This is a genomic window from Duganella kummerowiae (genome assembly GCF_053572355.1).
Map to the genome: position 1 here is coordinate 97,106 of NZ_JBKFEH010000010.1, position 17,375 is coordinate 114,480.

The 17,375-nt window shown below is 65.6% G+C and carries 17 protein-coding genes and 1 tRNA gene; 10 read left to right on the top strand and 8 right to left on the bottom strand.

All coding sequences use genetic code 11. From position 1 onward, the window contains the following. Positions 1-12: 12 nt before the first annotated feature. From ACLB1G_RS14065 to ACLB1G_RS14095, 7 genes are all read left to right on the top strand, one after another. Entirely contained in the window at positions 13-651 is a 639-nt protein-coding gene (locus ACLB1G_RS14065) for a peroxiredoxin (RefSeq protein ID WP_491627846.1), read from the top strand. Positions 652-744: 93 nt separating this feature from the next. Continuing rightward, positions 745-1,533, top strand: a complete 789-nt coding sequence (locus tag ACLB1G_RS14070) for a sulfite exporter TauE/SafE family protein (RefSeq protein WP_491627847.1) — start codon at positions 745-747, stop codon at positions 1,531-1,533. 134 nt (positions 1,534-1,667) lie between these two features. Then, the gene (cysT, locus tag ACLB1G_RS14075) at positions 1,668-2,540 is read left to right on the top strand and encodes a sulfate ABC transporter permease subunit CysT (protein ID WP_491627848.1); all 873 of its coding nucleotides are present in this window, start codon (positions 1,668-1,670) and stop codon (positions 2,538-2,540) included. Position 2,541: 1 nt separating this feature from the next. Continuing rightward, positions 2,542-3,465 (top strand): sulfate ABC transporter permease subunit CysW, encoded by a 924-nt coding sequence (gene cysW / locus ACLB1G_RS14080; protein ID WP_491627849.1) that lies wholly within the window; start codon positions 2,542-2,544, stop codon positions 3,463-3,465. Positions 3,466-3,467: 2 nt separating this feature from the next. Further along, complete coding sequence (locus ACLB1G_RS14085) at positions 3,468-4,535, top strand: sulfate/molybdate ABC transporter ATP-binding protein (protein WP_491627850.1); 1,068 nt, start codon at positions 3,468-3,470, stop codon at positions 4,533-4,535. Next, positions 4,532-5,464 carry a CysB family HTH-type transcriptional regulator gene (locus tag ACLB1G_RS14090; RefSeq protein ID WP_491627851.1) on the top strand — a complete coding sequence of 311 codons (933 nt, stop codon included), beginning with the start codon at positions 4,532-4,534 and terminating at the stop codon, positions 5,462-5,464. Before ACLB1G_RS14085 ends, ACLB1G_RS14090 begins: the two co-directional genes overlap by 4 nt. Before the next feature lie 169 nt (positions 5,465-5,633). Beyond that, complete coding sequence (locus tag ACLB1G_RS14095) at positions 5,634-7,361, top strand: methyl-accepting chemotaxis protein (RefSeq protein ID WP_491627852.1); 1,728 nt, start codon at positions 5,634-5,636, stop codon at positions 7,359-7,361. 64 nt (positions 7,362-7,425) lie between these two features. Here ACLB1G_RS14095 and ACLB1G_RS14100 read toward each other — a convergent pair whose 3' ends face one another. Continuing rightward, positions 7,426-9,864 (bottom strand): TonB-dependent receptor plug domain-containing protein, encoded by a 2,439-nt coding sequence (locus tag ACLB1G_RS14100; protein WP_491627853.1) that lies wholly within the window; start codon positions 9,862-9,864, stop codon positions 7,426-7,428. 221 nt (positions 9,865-10,085) lie between these two features. On the opposite strand from ACLB1G_RS14100, the gene ACLB1G_RS14105 reads away from it, so the two are divergent. Both ACLB1G_RS14105 and ACLB1G_RS14110 read left to right on the top strand, forming a co-directional pair. Then, entirely contained in the window at positions 10,086-10,466 is a 381-nt protein-coding gene (locus ACLB1G_RS14105; RefSeq protein ID WP_491627854.1) for a VOC family protein, read from the top strand. A gap of 2 nt (positions 10,467-10,468) precedes the next feature. Further along, the gene (locus ACLB1G_RS14110; RefSeq protein ID WP_491627855.1) at positions 10,469-11,209 is read left to right on the top strand and encodes an AraC family transcriptional regulator; all 741 of its coding nucleotides are present in this window, start codon (positions 10,469-10,471) and stop codon (positions 11,207-11,209) included. 74 nt (positions 11,210-11,283) lie between these two features. On the opposite strand, the gene ACLB1G_RS14115 is transcribed toward ACLB1G_RS14110, so the two are convergent. The 5 genes from ACLB1G_RS14115 to ACLB1G_RS14135 form a co-directional block, all read right to left on the bottom strand. Next, the gene (locus tag ACLB1G_RS14115) at positions 11,284-12,330 is read right to left on the bottom strand and encodes an aldo/keto reductase (protein ID WP_491627856.1); all 1,047 of its coding nucleotides are present in this window, start codon (positions 12,328-12,330) and stop codon (positions 11,284-11,286) included. A 17-nt stretch (positions 12,331-12,347) separates the two neighbouring features. Next, positions 12,348-13,388, bottom strand: coding sequence for a quinone-dependent dihydroorotate dehydrogenase (locus ACLB1G_RS14120; protein ID WP_491627857.1), 1,041 nt, complete (start codon positions 13,386-13,388; stop codon positions 12,348-12,350). Between the two features lie 32 nt (positions 13,389-13,420). After that, a complete protein-coding gene (locus ACLB1G_RS14125) occupies positions 13,421-14,149 on the bottom strand; it encodes an arginyltransferase (RefSeq protein WP_491627858.1) in 729 nt (242 codons plus the stop codon). 82 nt (positions 14,150-14,231) lie between these two features. Next, the gene (gene aat, locus ACLB1G_RS14130) at positions 14,232-14,960 is read right to left on the bottom strand and encodes a leucyl/phenylalanyl-tRNA--protein transferase (RefSeq protein ID WP_491627859.1); all 729 of its coding nucleotides are present in this window, start codon (positions 14,958-14,960) and stop codon (positions 14,232-14,234) included. Between the two features lie 3 nt (positions 14,961-14,963). Next, a complete protein-coding gene (locus tag ACLB1G_RS14135; RefSeq protein ID WP_491627860.1) occupies positions 14,964-15,521 on the bottom strand; it encodes an NUDIX hydrolase in 558 nt (185 codons plus the stop codon). Between the two features lie 157 nt (positions 15,522-15,678). On the opposite strand from ACLB1G_RS14135, the gene ACLB1G_RS14140 reads away from it, so the two are divergent. Further along, positions 15,679-15,755 (top strand) — tRNA-Met (locus ACLB1G_RS14140). Between the two features lie 76 nt (positions 15,756-15,831). Here ACLB1G_RS14140 and ACLB1G_RS14145 read toward each other — a convergent pair. Continuing rightward, complete coding sequence (locus ACLB1G_RS14145) at positions 15,832-16,293, bottom strand: DUF29 domain-containing protein (RefSeq protein ID WP_491627861.1); 462 nt, start codon at positions 16,291-16,293, stop codon at positions 15,832-15,834. A 73-nt stretch (positions 16,294-16,366) separates the two neighbouring features. Further along, positions 16,367-17,359 (bottom strand): MerR family transcriptional regulator, encoded by a 993-nt coding sequence (locus ACLB1G_RS14150; protein WP_491627862.1) that lies wholly within the window; start codon positions 17,357-17,359, stop codon positions 16,367-16,369. Positions 17,360-17,375 lie beyond the last annotated feature (16 nt).

Here is a 17,375-nt window from a genome sequence, read left to right on the forward strand (position 1 = left end):
TTGGAGACCACCATGACTTTACGCCTGGGCGACACGGCGCCAGATTTCACGCAAGACTCCTCCATCGGCCCCCTGCATTTCCATGAATGGGCGGGCGACTCCTGGGTGGTGCTGTTCTCCCACCCGGCCGACTACACTCCGGTGTGCACCACCGAACTGGGCCTGACGGCCAAGCTGAAGCCGGAATTCGACAAGCGCAATGTAAAAGCGTTGGCGCTGTCGGTGGACGGCGTGGAGTCGCACACCGGCTGGATCAAGGATATCGAGGAAACCCAGCAGACCGTGGTCGGCTTCCCCATCGTGGCCGACCATGACCGCAAGGTAGCCACCCTGTACGACATGATCCACCCCAACGCTTCGGCCACCGCCACTGTGCGCACCCTGTTCGTGATCGATCCGGCCAAGAAAGTGCGCCTGTCCATCACCTATCCGATGAGCACCGGCCGCAACTTCGACGAAGTGCTGCGCGTGATCGACGCCCTGCAGCTGACTGATGGCTACACCGTGGCCACCCCCGGCAACTGGAAGGATGGCGACGACGTCATCATCCCCCTGACCGTGCAGGATCCGGAAGTGATCAAGCAGAAATACCCGAAAGGCTATACCGCGCCGCGCCCCTACCTGCGCGTGACGCCGCAGCCGAACAAGTAAGCTTGCTCACTGGCTGCATAAGCTAATAAGCATTTCGTTGTTTGGAAATTCCCCCCGAGTCAGTAGGCTGTGCGCCTGCCTCGGGGGGAATGGATGAGTTTATCGTTCGATGTTTCGTTTGTCGTGTCGGGTTTTGCCGTCGGCCTGCTGGTGGGCATGACGGGCGTGGGTGGCGGATCGCTGATGACGCCGCTCTTGACCCTGCTGTTTGGTGTCACGCCGTCGGTGGCGGTCGGCACCGACCTCGCTTTCGCTTCGATTACCAAGGGCGTGGGCACCTTCACCCACCGCCTGCGCGGCACCGTCCACTGGGACATCGTGGGCCGCTTGTGCCTGGGCGCGCTGCCGGCCGCGTTGCTGGCCAGCCTGGCGCTGCAGCGCTATGGCGCCCTCAGCCAGGAAATTGGCCAGGTCATCCGCTATTCCATTGCCGGTTCGGTGCTGCTGACCGTGATTGCCCTGCTGTTCCGCAAGCGCATGCTGGACTGGATCATGGCCCATCCCGAGCGCCAGCTGCAGGGCAGGGCGCTGCACCTGGCCACAGTGGCCTGCGGCGCCGTGCTGGGCACGCTGGTGACGGTGTCCTCGATAGGCGCCGGCGCCATCGGCGCCACCCTGCTGGTGATGATGTATCCACGCCTGACCCCGGCCGAGATCGCCGGTACCGATATCGCCTACGCCGTACCGCTGACCGCCATTGCCGCCGTCGGCCATTGGTGGCTGGGTTCGATCAACTGGATGCTGTTGCTGACCCTGCTGATAGGCTCGGTACCCGGCATCACCCTGGGCGCCTATGCAGCCCGCGCCGTGCCGGAACGCCTGCTGCGCGGCATGCTGGCCGTGACCCTCGTCACCGTCGCGGTAAAGTTGATCGCGCATTAACTACCGTCAGAGGCGCGCCAGTCCACGCTTATAGCTTAACCATCTAACCAAATGAGAAATGCTTCGTTTGTGTTATGTGGCTTCAATGAGAATATGCTGTCCTCATAGAAGAATTTGTAATAAGTGGGGGTCCAATGTCTGCAGTCCTGTCCCAGCCGGTTCCGGCTGGCAAAGCCAGTTCCGGCGCGCCATTCCGGGTCATGCCCGGGTTCCGCCTGTCGCTGGGTTTCACCCTGTTCTACCTGGCGCTGATCGTCCTGATCCCGCTGTCTGCCGTGTTCATCAAGACCTTCACCCTGAGCTGGGAAGGCTTTGTGCACACCGTGACCTCGGAGCGGGTGATCGCTTCTTACAAGCTGACCTTTGGCGCCTCGCTGCTGGGCGCCGCCATCAACGCCGTGTTTGGCGGCATCGTGGCCTGGGTGCTGGTGCGCTATGAATTTCCCGGCAAGCGCATCGTGGACGCCCTGGTGGACCTGCCGTTCGCCCTGCCCACGGCCGTGGCCGGCATCACGCTGACGGCGCTGTACTCGGCCAACGGCTGGTTCGGCCGCATCCTGGAAGGCCAGCTGGGCCTGAAAGTGGCCTTCACCCCCATCGGCGTGGTGATCGCCCTGACCTTCATCGGCCTGCCATTCGTGGTGCGCACCGTGCAGCCAGTGCTGGAGGATGCCGAGCGCGAACTGGAGGAAGCCGCCGCCAGCCTGGGCGCCAATGCCTGGCAGACCTTCTCGCGCGTGGTGTTCCCCACCATCCTGCCGTCGCTGATGACGGGCTTCGCGCTGGCCTTTGCGCGCGCCACCGGCGAATACGGTTCCGTGATCTTCATCGCCGGCAACATGCCCATGGTGTCCGAGATCACTCCGCTGTTCATCATCACCAAACTGGAGCAGTACGACTATGCCGGCGCCACCGCGATCGCGGTGGTGATGCTGGTGGTGTCCTTCATCCTGCTGCTGGCCATCAATCTGCTGCAAGCCTGGGCGCGCGGCAAATCGGGAAAATAATATGAGCGCTGTCATTTCCACCCCTGCCAACGCGGCTGCGGCCGCCCCGGTACGCCGTGGCGAACTGCCGACCCAGACCAATGTGCTGGAGCCGGCCTGGGTGCGGCTGGCGCTGATTGCCGTGGCGCTGGTATTCCTTACCGTGTTCCTGTTCGTGCCGCTGGTGGCCGTGTTCACGGAGGCCCTGCGCAAGGGCTGGGACGCCTACGCGGCCGCCATCGTCGAGGAGGATGCGCTGTCGGCCATCAAGCTGACCCTGCTGACGGCCGTGATTGCCGTGCCGCTCAACCTGGTGTTCGGCGTGGCCGCCTCCTGGTGCATCGCCAAGTTCGAGTTCCGCGGCAAGAGCGTGCTGCTGACCCTGATCGACCTGCCGTTCTCGGTCTCGCCCGTGATTTCCGGCCTGATCTACGTGCTGCTGTTCGGCGCCCAGGGCTGGTTCGGTCCCTGGCTGCAGGAGCACGACATCAAGATCCTGTTTGCCGTGCCCGGCATCGTGCTGGCCACCATCTTCGTCACCTTCCCCTTCGTGGCGCGTGAGCTGATTCCGCTGATGCAGGCCCAGGGCAGCGAGGAAGAGGAAGCCGCCATCGTGCTGGGCGCCTCCGGCTGGGACACCTTCCGCCGCGTGACCCTGCCCAACATCAAGTGGGGCCTGCTGTACGGCGTCATCCTGTGTAACGCGCGCGCCATGGGCGAGTTCGGCGCCGTGTCGGTGGTGTCCGGCCACATCCGCGGCGAGACCAACACCATGCCGCTGCAGGTGGAGATCCTGTACAACGAATACAACTTCGCCGCCGCCTTTGCCGTGGCCTCGCTGCTGGCCCTGCTGGCGCTGGTGACCCTGGCCCTGAAAACCTTTATCGCCTGGCGCTTGAACGAGACTGTCGCCGACGCCTACGCAACCCGCACCACGGAGCACTGATCATGACCATCGCCGTTAAGAACATCAACAAGCGCTTCGGTGAATTCACCGCCCTGAACAATGTGTCGCTGGATTTCCCGTCCGGCGAACTGACCGCGCTGCTGGGGCCGTCGGGCTGCGGCAAGACCACGCTGCTGCGCATCATCGCCGGCCTCGAGCATCCGGATTCGGGCCAGGTCTTGCTGGACAATGTGGACGCCTCGGACCGCCATGTACGCGAGCGCCAGGTCGGCTTCGTGTTCCAGCACTACGCCCTGTTCAAGCACATGACCGTGTTCGAGAACGTGGCCTTCGGCCTGCGCGTGAAAAAGCGCAGCGAGCGTCCGTCGGAAGACGTGATACGCCGCAAGGTCAAGGATTTGCTGGAGCTGGTGCAGCTGGACTGGCTGGCCGACCGCTACCCGCCGCAGCTGTCCGGCGGCCAGCGCCAGCGTATCGCCCTGGCGCGCGCGCTGGCGGTGGAGCCGCGCGTGCTGCTGCTGGACGAACCGTTTGGCGCGCTGGACGCCAAGGTACGCAAGGAACTGCGGCGCTGGCTGCGCCGTCTGCACGACGAGCTGCATGTCACCTCCATCTTCGTCACCCACGACCAGGAGGAAGCGCTGGAAGTGGCCGACCAGGTGGTGCTGATGAACAAGGGTAACGTGGAGCAGATCGGCGCCCCCGAGCAAGTGTACAACCAGCCGGCCTCGCCCTTCGTGTACGGCTTCCTGGGCAATGTGAACATGTTCCACGGGCGAGTGCAGGATGGCGTGCTGGCCAGCGGCGACACCAGCTTCACGGTGCCGGGCCAGGCCCGCGACGGCAAAGGCACGGCCTATGTGCGTCCGCACGACCTGGACGTCGAGCGCTACAGCCCCGGCGCGGAAGGCATCGTGGTCAAGCTGCGCCGCGCCCACGCCATCGGCCCGCTGGCCCAGTTGGACCTGGAGCGCGGCGACAACGCCGAGCTGATCGAGGCCGTGATCCCGAATGAACGCTACAGCCACCTGCAGCTGAAAGAGGGAGACACCCTGGTGGTGCGCCCGAAACGCCTGCACGTGTTTGTCGATGGAGGCGCCGCCATATGAATTTTCAGCAGTTACGATCGATACGCGAGGCGGCCCGGCGCGGCTACAACCTGACCGAGGTGGCCAACGCACTGTTCACCTCGCAACCCGGCGTGAGCCGGCAGATCCGCGAGCTCGAGGACGAACTGGGCGTGGTCATCTTCGAGCGCAACGGCAAGCGCCTGACCGGCATGACGGAACCCGGCAAGGGCATCCTGAAGATCATCGACCGCCTGCTGATCGAGGCGGAAAACCTGCAGCAGGCCAGCCTGGAGTACACCGGCCAGAACAGTGGCACCCTGGCCGTGGCCGCCACCCACACCCAGGCCCGCTACGCGCTGCCGAAAGTGGTGCAAGGCTTCCGCGCCGCCTTCCCGGACGTGCGCATCGCCCTGCAGCAGAGTTCGCCCGAACACATTGCCGAGTGGGTCCTGTCCGGCAAGGCCGACATCGGCATCGCCACCGAGGGCCTGTCGGCCTTCCCCGACCTGGTGTCCTTCCCTTGCTACCGCTGGAGCCATTTGATCGTGGTGCCGGAAGGCCATCCGCTGCTGGCGCGCTCGCCGATCCGGCTTGAAGACCTGGCCGAGTTCCCGCTGATCACCTACGACCTCGGTTTCACCGGGCGCGGCCATATCGACGACGCCTTCGCCAAGGCCGGCGTGCAGCCAGACATCGTGCTGACCGCCATGGATTCGGACGTGATCAAGCAGTATGTGACCCTGGGCCTGGGGGTGGGCATTGTGGCCTCCATGGCCTTCGACCATGGCCGCGACCAGGGCTTGCGCGCGGTGGAGGCCTCGCATCTGTTCGCATCCAATACCACCCGGCTGGCGGTGCGGCGCGGCGCCTACCTGCGCTCCTACGCCTACCACTTCATCCAGGAATTCGCGCCCGAGCTGAGCCGCGCCGACATCGACGCCGCGCTCAACCACGACACCGCCGCCTGATTCTGTTGCGGCCGTGTGGCGTACGCGCACATGGCCCGCATAAATCGCCGCTGCCCGGCGGGAATGGTCCTATACTGGCTGGCAATGCCTGCCGCGACAGTTCCCCAAACCCCGATTCCGTCGCCCTGCATCCAAGACTGTCTGCGTTGTTTTCTCATGGGAGCACGTTATGCGCAATTGGAAGATCGGCGCCAGGCTGGCGCTGGGACTGGGTATTTCCTTGATATTCATGCTGCTCATCGCCGGGGTCGGTATCTACAACCTTGGCAAGCTCAACAGCGACACGGAGGACCTTGCGACGGACAAGGTCCCCAAGATGGTGCTGGCCTATGAAACCATCGGCGGCTTGAACGATATCGCGCGCGCCATGCGCAATGCCATGCTGTCGAACGACCCCGAGACGGTGCGCAAGGAGCTGGAGCGGGTCGACCTGCGCAAGCAGGACAACGCCGAGCGCCTGGCCCAGCTGGGCAAGCTGGTGGCCGATGACCCCGAGCCGGAGAGCCACACCAAATACCAGGCCGTGCTGGATGCACGCAGCAAGTACCTGGTGGTGCAGGAAAGCTTTTTGCAAATGTCGCGCGACGCCGCCCGCCGCGATGAATCCGTCAAATACCTGTTGACGACGGTGCGCAAGGAGCAGACCGCCTATCTCAATGCGCTGACCGAGCTGGTCAAGTACCAGAACGAGGCCGTCGGCCAGGCCAGCCTGTATGCCGAGCAAGCCTACAGCGGTTCGCGCTGGACCATGCTGCTGCTGACGGCGGCGGCGGCCGCGCTGTCGGCCTGGGTGATCTACACCATCACGCGTGGCATCACCCGACCGCTGAACCGGGCCGTGGACATGGCGCAGGCCGTGGCCGGCGGCGACCTGACCCGGCGCGTGGAATGCGACACGCGCGACGAGACCGGCCAGCTGCTGCGCGCCCTGGTCGACATGAGCGATAGCCTGGAGCGCACCGTGGGGCAGGTGCGGGCCGGCTCGGACACCATCAGCCACGCTTCGGGCGAGATCGCCAGCGGCAATATGGACTTGTCCAGCCGCACCGAGCAGCAGGCCTCCAGCTTGGAGGAAACCGCTTCCTCGATGGAAGAACTGACTTCCACCGTCACGCAGAACGCGGAGAATGCACGCCAGGCCACCAAGCTGGTGCTGGCCGCCTCCGACTTCGCCAACAAGGGCGGACAGGTAGTGGGCCAGGTGGTCAGCACCATGGGCGCCATCAAGGATAGCTCGAACAAGATCGTGGACATCATTTCCGTGATCGATGGCATCGCATTCCAGACCAATATCCTGGCGCTCAACGCGGCGGTGGAGGCGGCCCGCGCCGGCGAGCAGGGGCGCGGCTTTGCCGTGGTGGCCTCCGAGGTGCGTACGCTGGCGCAGCGCTCGGCCACGGCGGCCCGCGAAATCAAGGAATTGATCGGACAGTCGGTGCAGACTGTGGACGAGGGCGCGCGCCTGGTCGACGAGGCCGGCGCGACCATGGACGGCATCGTGCAGTCGGTGCGCCAGGTGGCCGACATCATGACCGAGATCAGCGCCGCCAGTTCCGAGCAGAGCACCGGCATCGAGCAGGTCAACCAGGCCATCGTCACCATCGACGATGTGACGCAGCAGAATGCGGCCCTGGTAGAGGAGGCGGCTGCCGCCGCGCAAAGCATGCGCGACCAGGCCGAGCTGCTGGCGCAGGCGGTCAGCGTGTTCAAGCTGGCCAGCCAGCAAAGCTACGCGCCGCCGCCGCGCAAGTCGCAGTCAGCGCGGGCGGCCGCAGCTGGGCCTGCCGCGCCCAAGCCGTCCGCCAGGCCGGCCGCGCCGGCGGCAGCCAAAACGAGCACGCCGCCCCGGCTGGCCAGCGCGGCCAGCAGCAAGGACGACGGCTGGGAAGAGTTCTAGGCGGAGCGCCGCCCAGCGGTTCGCCGCCCGGCGGTTCGTCGCCCGGCGGTTCGTCGCCCGGTGCTCACCAGGTGTACGAGGCTTTGGCGTAGTAGTAGCGGCCGTTGAAGCCGTTGGGCGCGAAGCCGCTGTACGGGTTGATGCCGTTGTTGTTCAGGTTGCCCGCTGAGGTGACCTGGTCCGGATAGCGGTCGGTGGCGTTGTCGATGCCTGCCGTCAGTTTCCAATTGTTGGCCAGCTTGACGCTGCCCGAGATGTCCAGCACCCATTGCGGATCGTAGGTCTGGTCCAGGGTGGCGTTGTTCTGCGGGACGGTGAAGCGGCCATAACGGGTCGCCACGGCGCGCGCGCCCCAGATGCCATAGCTGTAATCTGTCGACAGGCTCAGCTTGTCCTTGGGCGAACCGACGGTCAGGCGGTTGATGGTCTGGCGGTCGATCACGGTCAGGCCGTTGGTGGTCAGGATGGCCGGGTTGGCGGCCACGCGCTCGACTTCATTCTTGTTGTGGTTGTAGGCCAGGGTGAAGTCCGTGCGTCCCGCGCTTTTCAGGTCCAGGCGGTAGGTGCTGACCACGTCCACGCCGGTGGTGCGGGTGTCGATGGCATTGGTGAAGTAGCGGCCGGCGCCAACCAGGATGCCCTGCTTGGCCAGCGCATCCTTCAGGGTCTGGTTCAGGGTCATGTTGGCCGACAGCGCGATGCGGTTGTCGATATCGATGCGGTAGGCGTCCACCGTGATGGTCCAGTTGCGGGTCGGCGACAACTGCAGGCCCAGGCTGTAGTTGCGGGCTTTCTCGGCCTTGAGCGGCTGCGCGCCGAGCGCGGCGGCGGCGGCGCTGCCAACCGCGAAGGTGCCGGTCTCGATGGCCGTGTTGGTGCCGTTCACCACCGAGAAGTTGGTGGTGGTGATGGTGTAGAACTGCTGCGCCAGCGACGGGGCGCGGAAGCCGGACGAGGCGGTGGCGCGCAGCGAGACCGCGTCGTTGAAGGCGTAGCGGGCCGAGCCCTTGGCCGAAGTGGTGTTGCCGAAGTCGCTGTAGCGTTCATGGCGCAGCGCGGCCGAGGCCGAGAACTGGCGCGTGATGTCCGCTTCCAGGTTGGCGTACACCGATTCGTTGTGGCGGCTGTTGCTGCCTGCGTTCACGGGGCGGAAGCCGGAAAAGCCCTGCGCGCCGGTGCCGGTGTAGGAGGCGGCGTCGCCGGCGCCGATCTCGTATTTTTCGTGGCGCGCCTCGGCGCCGAAGGCCACGGTCAGCGGGCCGCTCAGGCCGTCCACCGGGAATTCGCGCGCGATGTCCACATTGCCCAGCACTTGCGTGTTGATCAGCTTGCCGGCGTAAAAGTGCGTCGGGCTGGATGCGCCCAGGTCCTGGTTGACGGTGTTGTCCAGGTCCAGCTTGAACTCATTGCGGCCGTAGTTGATGCTGGCGTCCCAGCGCCAGCCGGCCGCTTCGCCGCGCAGGCCGGTGACCAGGGCGCTGTCGGTGGAGGTCGAGTTTTCCAGCGGCAGGAAACCGTTCGGATAGATGGGCGTGCGCTGCGTGTACACGGTGCGCGCCGGCGTGGTTGCGGTGGCCGGGATGGTGGTCGCCACCAGCGCCGTGCGCCAGGTGGCGGCGGCTGAGGTGTCGCGCTGGCCGTAGTTGGCAAAGGCGTACCAGTCGACGCTGTCGTTGATGCGGTATTGGCTGTTGACGAACAGGTAGCGCGGCCTGGTTTGCGGATCGCCAAAGCGCTGCACCACCTTGCCGTACAGCGGTTCCAGCGTGTTGCGGGTGTCGGCGCCGGCGCGGTTGGTGGGATCGCGGTCGGACGATTCCAGCGCGATGCGCACCCAGCCATCGTTGCCCAGGTCGAAGCCGGCCGAGCCGCGCAGCGACGTCTGCTTGCCGTCGTGCTCGCGGTACTGGCCATAGCCGGCTTCCACTTCGCCGCCCGCCGCGCCTTTCTTCAGGATGATGTTGATGACGCCGGCAATGGCGTCGGAACCGTATTGGGCGGCCGCGCCGTCCCGCAGCACTTCGATGTGGTCGATGGCCGACAGGGGTATGGCGTTCAGGTCGGCGGGGGCCGAGCCGCGTCCTTGTGTGCCGTTGACGTTGACCACGGCCGAGGTGTGGCGGCGCTTGCCGTTCACCAGCACCAGTACCTGGTCGGGCGACAGGCCGCGCAGCTGGGCCGGACGCACGGCGTCGCTGGCGTCGGCGCCGGACGGGCGCGGGAAGTTCACGGACGGCAGCACCCGCGCCAGCACCGTGGCCAGCTCGGTCGAGCCGGACGCTTGCAGTTCACGTGCGCTGATGATGTCCACCGGCGACTCGGAATCGACCGTGCGGCGGTTCTTGGCATAGGTGCCTGTCACCACCACGGATTGCAGTTCCCCGCTGGCGGCGCTTTCCTGGGCCATGGCGTCGATGCCGGTGGCGGCGATCAGGCCGGCCAGCAGCAGGGCGCGTGGCAGGGGAGCGAGGGAAAACAGGGCGGAGGGGTGGCGTGCATCCATGATAAGGTTCCAAGAAGATGTAATGTTGAAATCCTATATGCCGGAAATACAGCTTGCACAGGAATAGTTGGCAATTAACATATGTGAGAATTGAATAATGTCCTTACGGCGTGGATGTTTTCGCGCATTTGGCGCTGTAGCGTGCATTTGTGGCATTTTGACGGCAGCGCGCCGCCTTCGGGCCGGATATAGTGGACGTGTCAATTTTTCAGGGAGGTTGTATGGCCGCCACACTGCGCCACTTCGCCATCAACGCCGACGATGTCGGCCGCGCCAAAACCTTTTACGAGAGCGTGTTCGGCTGGCGCTTCGACCCCTGGGGGCCGCCCGAGTTCTATCAGGTCAGGAATGCCGGCCAGGGCGTGCTGGGCGCGCTGCAGCAGCGCCGTGAGCTGGCGCACGGGGTGCGCATGGCCGGCTACGAGGCCAGCATGGGCGTGGAAGACCTGCGAGCGACCATGGCCGCCATCGAGGCCGGCGGCGGACGCATCCTCATGCAGCCCTACCGTATCGAGGGTGTTGGCGAATTGATTTATTTCGAGGATACCGAAGGCAACCTGGTGGGCGCCATGCAGTACGAGCCGGATTTCCGCTTCCCCTGAACATGGATGGCGACGGTTACGACGTGCGCTCGCTGGCGCTGGGCATGCGCGCCGGCGCCGTCATCGGCGAGCACGCGCACGCATGGGGCCAGCTGGTGTATGCGGCCGCCGGCGTGATGCGCGTGGCGACGCGGGAGATGGCGTGGCTGACCCCGCCCACGCGGGCGATCTGGGTGCCGGCCGGGGTGCGGCACCGTATCGAGATGGTGTCGGCCGTGTCCATGCGCACCTTGTACCTGGACGCCGTGCGGGCCGCGCCGCTGCCGCAGGCGCCTGTGGTGTTGGCCGTGGCGCCGCTATTGCGCGAACTGATCCTGCACATTCTGGCGCTGCGCATGCTGGCGCCGGACCAGTCGCCGCAGGCCAGGCTGGCCGGCGTGCTGGTCGATCTGCTGCTGGAGGCGGGAAGTGAAGACCTGGCGCTGCCGCTGCCGCGCGATGCGCGCGCCTTGAAGCTGGCGTTGCACTGGCAGCGCCAGCCGGATGATGAGCGCGGCATTGCCCTGCTGGCGCAGGAAGCGGGGGCCAGCTTGCGCACCCTGCAGCGCATCTTTCCGCAGGAGACAGGCATGACGCTCGAAGCCTGGCGCCAGAGAGCGCGCCTGCTGCATGCGGTGGCGCGGCTGTCGGCGGGGGATAGCGTGACGCAGGCGGCGCTGGCCTGCGGCTACCGCAGCCTGGCCGCGTTCGGCAGCGCGTTCCAGCGCCAGTTCGGGGTCACGCCGGGCCGCTACCTGGCCTAGCGGGAGGGGGCGGCATGGTGCTGCCGGGCATGCGGCAGCCCCGGCACGCTGCGCTGCATGGGGCCACGGTGCGCTTATTGGCCCGGATTGGGCAGCGTGGCGTGGATCGCGTCGACCTCGGCAATGATCTCGGGCGAGAGCTTGAGGTCAAACGCGTCCATGTTTTCCTCCAGCTGCGCCAGGCTGGTCGCGCCTATGATGGTGGAGGCCACGAACCAGCGCGAGCCGCACCAGGCCAGGGCCAGCTGGGCCGGCGTCAGGCCGTGCTCGCGCGCCAGTTTGGCGTACTTCGCCACAGCCGCCAGCACGCCGGGACGCGAGTAGCGCGGGCTCCAGCCGGCCGGAAAGATGTTCAGGCGGCCATGGGCCTGCGGATCGTCGTGGTACTTGGCCGTCAGCTGGCCGAACGCCAGCGGGCTGTAGGCCAGCAGGCTGACCTGCTCACGGTAGCAGGTCTCGTCCAAGAGGCTGGTCTCGAAGTGGCGCGCGGTCAGGTTGTACAGGTTCTGGATGGTGGCGATGCGCGGCAAGCCCTTCATTTCCGACTGCTTGATGAATTCCGACACGCCCCAGTTCGATTCGTTGGACACGCCGATGGCGCGCACCTTGCCGGCATCGACCAGCTTGCCCAGCTCGGCCAAGGTGTCCTCCACCGCCACGCAGGGGCGCTCGGCCTGCGGGTTGTACACGTTGTTGCCGAAGATGGGCGCGTTGCGGCTGGGCCAGTGCAGCTGGTACAGGTCGATGTAATCGGTTTGCAGGCGCTGCAGGCTCGCTTCCAGCGCCGCGCGGACGTTGGCCGGATCGAGGTCGTTGCGGCCGCCGCGTATCCAGCTCATGCCGGGATTGGGACCTGCCACCTTGGAGGCCAGCACCAGCTGCTGGCGCTTGCCGCTTTTCCTGAGCCAGCTGCCGATGTGGCGCTCAGTGTCGCCATAGGTCTCGGCGCGCGCCATGACGGGATACATTTCCGCCGTGTCGATGAAGTTCACGCCGCGTCCCACGGCGTAGTCGAGCTGGCTGTGGGCTTCCGCTTCCGTGTTCTGTTCACCGAAGGTCATGGTGCCCAGGCAGATTTTGGTGACGCGCAGGGCGCTGGTTCCGAGTTGGATGGTGTCCATGCTGGCTTTCGACAGGTTTAGTGGCGGCGCACGGCTTCGGCGCAATCGCGTATCAGGGCCGGGCCGGCGTAGATCAGGCCGCTGTACAGCTGCACCAGCTGGGCGCCCAGGTCCATTTTCGCCCTGGCGTCGGCGCCGCGCATGATGCCGCCCACGCCGATGATGGGCAGGGCGTCGCCCAGCTCGGCCTTGAGCAGGCGGATCACGGCGTTGGATGGCTCGAACACCGGCGCGCCCGACAGGCCGCCCGCTTCGGCGCCATGCAGCATGCCTTGCACGGCGGTGCGGCTGAGCGTGGTGTTGGTGGCGATCACGCCGTCTATCTTGTGGCGTACCAGGGCGTCGGCGATGTTCTTGACCTGGTCGCCATCCATGTCGGGCGCGATCTTCAGGGCCAGCGGTACGTAGCGCTTGTGCTCATCGGCCAGGCGCGACTGGGCGTCCTTGAGCTGCGCCAGCAGGCCGTCCAGCTCGGAGCCGCCCTGCAGCTGGCGCAGATTCTTGGTGTTGGGCGAGGAAATGTTGACCGTCACATAGCTGGCGTAGGGATAGACCTTGCGCAGGCAGTGCAGGTAGTCGTCGGCCGCGTTTTCGATAGCCGTATCGGCGTTCTTGCCGATGTTCAGGCCCAGGATGCCGAGCTTGTCCTGGTAGAAGCGCGAGGACTGCACGTTGGCGACAAAAGCGTCGACACCGCCGTTATTGAAGCCCATGCGGTTGATGATGGCATTGGCGGCCGGCAGGCGGAACATGCGCGGCTTGGGATTGCCGGGCTGGGCGCGCGGCGTCACGGTGCCGACTTCGATCGAGCCGAAGCCCAGGTCGGCCAGGGCATCGATGTAGGCGCCGTCCTTGTCCAGGCCGGCGGCCAGGCCGACCGGGTTCTTGAACTGCAGGCCCATGACGGTGCGCGGATCGGGACGCGGCTGGCTGGCCAGCTTGGTCAGGCCCAGCGCGGCGGCGCGTTTCAGGGCGGGCAGGGTGAAGTGGTGGGCCGCTTCCGCGTCCATGGAGAACAGCAGCGGGCGGGCCAGGGAATACAGGAATTTTTCGGACATGACGGGCTCTTATTTGAATTGCCCGTATTGTACTAGGGTTCCAACACGCTCCAGACGCCCTTGATACGCGCTTCGAGAGGCCGGAAATTGGTCTTGTACGACATTTTCGGGCTTTCCGCGATCCAGTAGCCGAGGTAGACGTAGGGCAGCTTGAGCTCGCGCGCCTGGGCGATCTGCCACAGCACGTTGAAGGTGCCGAAGGAGGCGCCTTCCACGTCCGGATCGAAGAAGGTGTAGACCGAGGACAGCCCGTCCGACAGCATGTCGATGATGCTCACCATGCGCAAGGTGCCGTCAGGCTCGCGGAATTCCACCAGCCGCGTGTTGACCCGGCTTTGCAGCAGGAACTGGGCGTACTGGTCGCGGCTGTCCTGGTCCATGCCGCCGCCGGCGTGGCGTCGGCTCTGGTAGCGCAGGTAGAGCTCGTAGTGTTCATCCGAGAACGACAGGCTGGCCACGCCGGCCAGCAAATCGCCATGTTTGACCCAGGCGCGGCGCTGGCCGCGGCTGGGCTTGAACTCATCCGCCACCACCCGCACCGGGATGCAGGCCTGGCAGCCATCGCAATAGGGACGGTAGGTAAAGATGCCGCTGCGGCGGAAACCGTTCTTGACCAGCTCGGAATAGACGTCGGCGTTGATCAGGTGCGAGGGCGTGGCCACCTGCGAGCGGGCCTGGCGCGCGTCCAGGTAGCTGCAGGGATAGGGCGCCGTGGTGTAAAACTGCAGCGTGGCGAAGGGCAGGTCGTTCAGGTGCGTCATGCGCGTCCTAGTATTGCAGTAACAATTGCAGGAACATCAAGTCGTGGAAAGGTGAACCGATCATAGCATGGCCAGCTCCAGCTTAACCAACCTGAGGCAGCGGTGCAATCGGTTCCCACTTCGTGATTTGCGGCAATTCAATACTGTTGCGCAGATGCGCCAGGAAAGCCGCGCGCGGGATGGGGGCGGCGCCCAGCGAGGCCAGGTGGGAAGTCTCCTGCTGGCAGTCGATCAGCTGCACGCCGTGGCTGTGCAGGAAGCGCACCAGGTAGGCCAGGGCGACCTTGGAACCGTCGCTGACGCGGGCGAACATGGATTCGCCATAGAACATGCGCCCTATGCTGACCCCGTAGGCGCCGCCCACCAGCTCGCCGTCCAGCCACAGCTCCGACGAGTGGGCGTAGCCCATGCGGTGCAGCCCGGTATAGCCGGCAATGATGTCGTCCGAGATCCAGGTGCCGGGGCCGTCGCGGCGCGGCGCAGCGCATTCGCGCATGACGCGCTCGAAAGCGCTGTCGAAGCGTAGCTGCCAGCGGCCGCCCTGCTGGCGCTCGCGCTCCACCTTGCGCAGGGTTTTCTTCAAACTATCGGAAATGCGGAAATCCGCGGTTTTCAGCACCATGCGCGGATCGGTGCTCCACCACAGGATGGGCTGGCCCTCCGAGAACCAGGGGAAGATGCCATGGCGATAAGCTTGCAGCAAGCGCATGGGCGACAGGTCGGCGCCGGCCGCCAGCAGGCCGGGCGCCTCGGTGGTGAGCGCGGTGGAGACGTCGGGAAAGGGCGTGTCGCGGTCCAGCCAGGGGATCATCGCTTACACATCCCGCATGGGCTGGTTGATGTCCCGCGTGTGGAAGCCGTAGCGGCCGCAGGCGCGGTCGGCGAAGAACAGTTCCAGCGTGGTGCGGATGGTGGGGAAGGCCAGGTCGTCCCAGGGAATTTGCGCCGCCGTGAACATTTGCACGTCCAGGCTTTCCTCGCCGGGGGCGAAGTCCAGGTCGCGCAGGGTGGCCAGGTAGAACATGTGGACCTGGTGCACGTGGGCCACGTTGAGCAGGGTGTACAGCGGCCCCAGTTCGATGTTGGCGCCGGCTTCCTCCACGGTTTCGCGGATGGCGGCCTCGGCCGTGGTCTCATTGTTTTCCATGAAGCCGGCCGGCAGGGTCCAGTAGCCGTAGCGCGGTTCGATGGCGCGCTTGCACAGCAGCACCTGCAGTTCGCCGTCCCGCTCCCACACCGGGATGGAGCCCAGCACCATTTTCGGGTTCTGGTAATGGATGGTGGCGCAGTTGCCGCATACATAGCGCGGGCGGTTGTCGCCCGCCGGGATGGCCAGGGACACGGGGGAAGCGCATTCGGAACAAAATTTCATGGAAGCAGGGACTCAAGTCGGTTTTATGCTTACTTTACACTGATTGCGTGCGCAGCGGCATGCCTGCTGCGAAAGCGGATTTATTCGAACTATCGTAGAGCAAGCGAGGATTGATATTGCCTAAAGGCGCAATCTGGCCTATAATACTTCCATCAGACGCGGGGTGGAGCAGTCTGGCAGCTCGTCGGGCTCATAACCCGAAGGTCACAGGTTCAAATCCTGTCCCCGCAACCAAATTCGAAGCCGTTGATGCCGTGAGGGATCAGCGGCTTTTTCGTTTCTGCGGTGACCGGCAGCGTAGATTGCCCATTCAGCTGCCAGGTATGAAGTCCGGGTCCAGGATTTGCTCCGTAGTCCATGGGCAGCTGCCGGGGAAAGTGGAAGCCGGTAATCCGGTCTCGCTGCTGGTATGCCGCGCCGCATAAGCGTAGGCATCCGCTATTTCCTGTTCCAGCAGCGGCCGCAGGCTGGGAGCCGTGAGCAGCAGGCGGCTGATGCGGCGCCGCTGCTCGGCCATCGTCCTGCGCCAGCTTTTGCTCATGCGGCCGGATTGGTACTGGCATTTCAGCATGTGCGTCAGCAACACGTCCATACGGTGCAGCAGTTCCAGCTTCAATGCGCGGCCCATATCGGTAATCTCCTCGACGAGATGGCCCAGGTCCAGCTGATCGAATTGCCCTGTTTGCAGCAGCCCGACCTGGGTGTTGAGCCAGATCAGGAAGTCGCTGTCGTACAGGCTGCTGTCGTTCAAGCTCATTTCGCGTGTGTTCATGCCCCCTCCGGGATGGTATGCGGCCGCCAGGGATCAATTTAATCCAACGCAGGAGCGTGCGCAAACGCGTGCGTCATGCCAGCGCGGCGCGGATGTAGTCCAGCATGGCATCAGTGATCCAGGTGCCGGCCAGCAGGTCCGGATCGCCCTCATGGGCGCGGCGCATGCTGTCCTGCATGGCGGGGTCGCTGCCAGCGCGCAGCTGGAACAGCCGCATCCATTGCCGGGCCACGGCGCGCGCCTCGGGCGTGTGCGGTGCGACGCCGTCGGCCATCAGCCGGTGCACCTCGGCGATCAGCGTGATCCATTCCTTGCCGTGCAGCTTGGCGCTGGCGCGCAGCCGGGCCAGCTGCCCCGCGCTGAGATAGGGCGCATAGCGCGACAGGCGGAACGCGGCCAGGCCTTGCAGCATGTATTGCTTGAGTTCTTCCGTGATGCCGGTCAGGCACCGCGCGGCCGGCTCCATCTCCACCATGGCCGAGATGCGCAGCGCATGGCCGGGATGGGCCCCGGTGTCGCGCTCCAGTAGCCGCATCCAGCGCAGCGCCAGCTGTTGCGTGTGCTCGCTGTCGGCGGGCGCGCCGCTGTCCATCTGAGCCTGCAGCTGCCGTATCAGGTCCGGCCATTCGGGGCTGCGCGCGGGCAGGCTTTGCAGCTCCTCCGGCGTGAAGTATTTGTCGTACAGCGCCATCAGCTCCAGCGTTTCCAGCGAGCTGTCCAGGCCCGGCGCGGCGCCGTCCGCCAGCTGGCGCTGCAGCTGCCTGAGGCGCTGGTGCAGTGCGGTGGCCTGCGCGATCTGCTGCTCGAGCGCGGCGATCTGCTGCGCGACGATGCGGGCGAAGGGCGCATCGGGCCGCGCGAGCACGGTGGCGATATCGGCCAGCGCCATGCCGAATCGCCGCAGCGCCTGTATCTGGTGCAGGCGCGCGATGTCCTCCTCGCTGTAGAGGCGGTAGCCGGCCCCGCTGCGCGCGGACGGACGCAGCAGGCCGATGCGGTCATAGTGATGCAGCGCGTGCACCGTCAATCCGGAACGCCGCGCCAGTTCGCCGACTTTGAGTGCCACTGGATTCAAGATATGC

Excerpts from the sequence above, each read along its gene's own strand:
- ACLB1G_RS14105 (WP_491627854.1), top strand. The coding sequence starts at position 10,086 with ATGGCCGCCACACTGCGCCACTTCGCCATCAACGCCGACGATGTCGGC.
- ACLB1G_RS14090 (WP_491627851.1), top strand. The coding sequence starts at position 4,532 with ATGAATTTTCAGCAGTTACGATCGATACGCGAGGCGGCCCGGCGCGGC.
- ACLB1G_RS14095 (WP_491627852.1), top strand. The coding sequence starts at position 5,634 with ATGCGCAATTGGAAGATCGGCGCCAGGCTGGCGCTGGGACTGGGTATT.
- ACLB1G_RS14125 (WP_491627858.1), bottom strand. The coding sequence starts at position 14,149 with ATGACGCACCTGAACGACCTGCCCTTCGCCACGCTGCAGTTTTACACC.
- ACLB1G_RS14065 (WP_491627846.1), top strand. The coding sequence starts at position 13 with ATGACTTTACGCCTGGGCGACACGGCGCCAGATTTCACGCAAGACTCC.
- ACLB1G_RS14110 (WP_491627855.1), top strand. The coding sequence starts at position 10,469 with ATGGATGGCGACGGTTACGACGTGCGCTCGCTGGCGCTGGGCATGCGC.
- ACLB1G_RS14115 (WP_491627856.1), bottom strand. The coding sequence starts at position 12,330 with ATGGACACCATCCAACTCGGAACCAGCGCCCTGCGCGTCACCAAAATC.
- ACLB1G_RS14070 (WP_491627847.1), top strand. The coding sequence starts at position 745 with ATGAGTTTATCGTTCGATGTTTCGTTTGTCGTGTCGGGTTTTGCCGTC.
- ACLB1G_RS14100 (WP_491627853.1), bottom strand. The coding sequence starts at position 9,864 with ATGGATGCACGCCACCCCTCCGCCCTGTTTTCCCTCGCTCCCCTGCCA.
- cysT (WP_491627848.1), top strand. The coding sequence starts at position 1,668 with ATGTCTGCAGTCCTGTCCCAGCCGGTTCCGGCTGGCAAAGCCAGTTCC.
- ACLB1G_RS14120 (WP_491627857.1), bottom strand. The coding sequence starts at position 13,388 with ATGTCCGAAAAATTCCTGTATTCCCTGGCCCGCCCGCTGCTGTTCTCC.
- cysW (WP_491627849.1), top strand. The coding sequence starts at position 2,542 with ATGAGCGCTGTCATTTCCACCCCTGCCAACGCGGCTGCGGCCGCCCCG.
- ACLB1G_RS14135 (WP_491627860.1), bottom strand. The coding sequence starts at position 15,521 with ATGAAATTTTGTTCCGAATGCGCTTCCCCCGTGTCCCTGGCCATCCCG.
- aat (WP_491627859.1), bottom strand. The coding sequence starts at position 14,960 with ATGATCCCCTGGCTGGACCGCGACACGCCCTTTCCCGACGTCTCCACC.
- ACLB1G_RS14145 (WP_491627861.1), bottom strand. The coding sequence starts at position 16,293 with ATGAACACACGCGAAATGAGCTTGAACGACAGCAGCCTGTACGACAGC.
- ACLB1G_RS14085 (WP_491627850.1), top strand. The coding sequence starts at position 3,468 with ATGACCATCGCCGTTAAGAACATCAACAAGCGCTTCGGTGAATTCACC.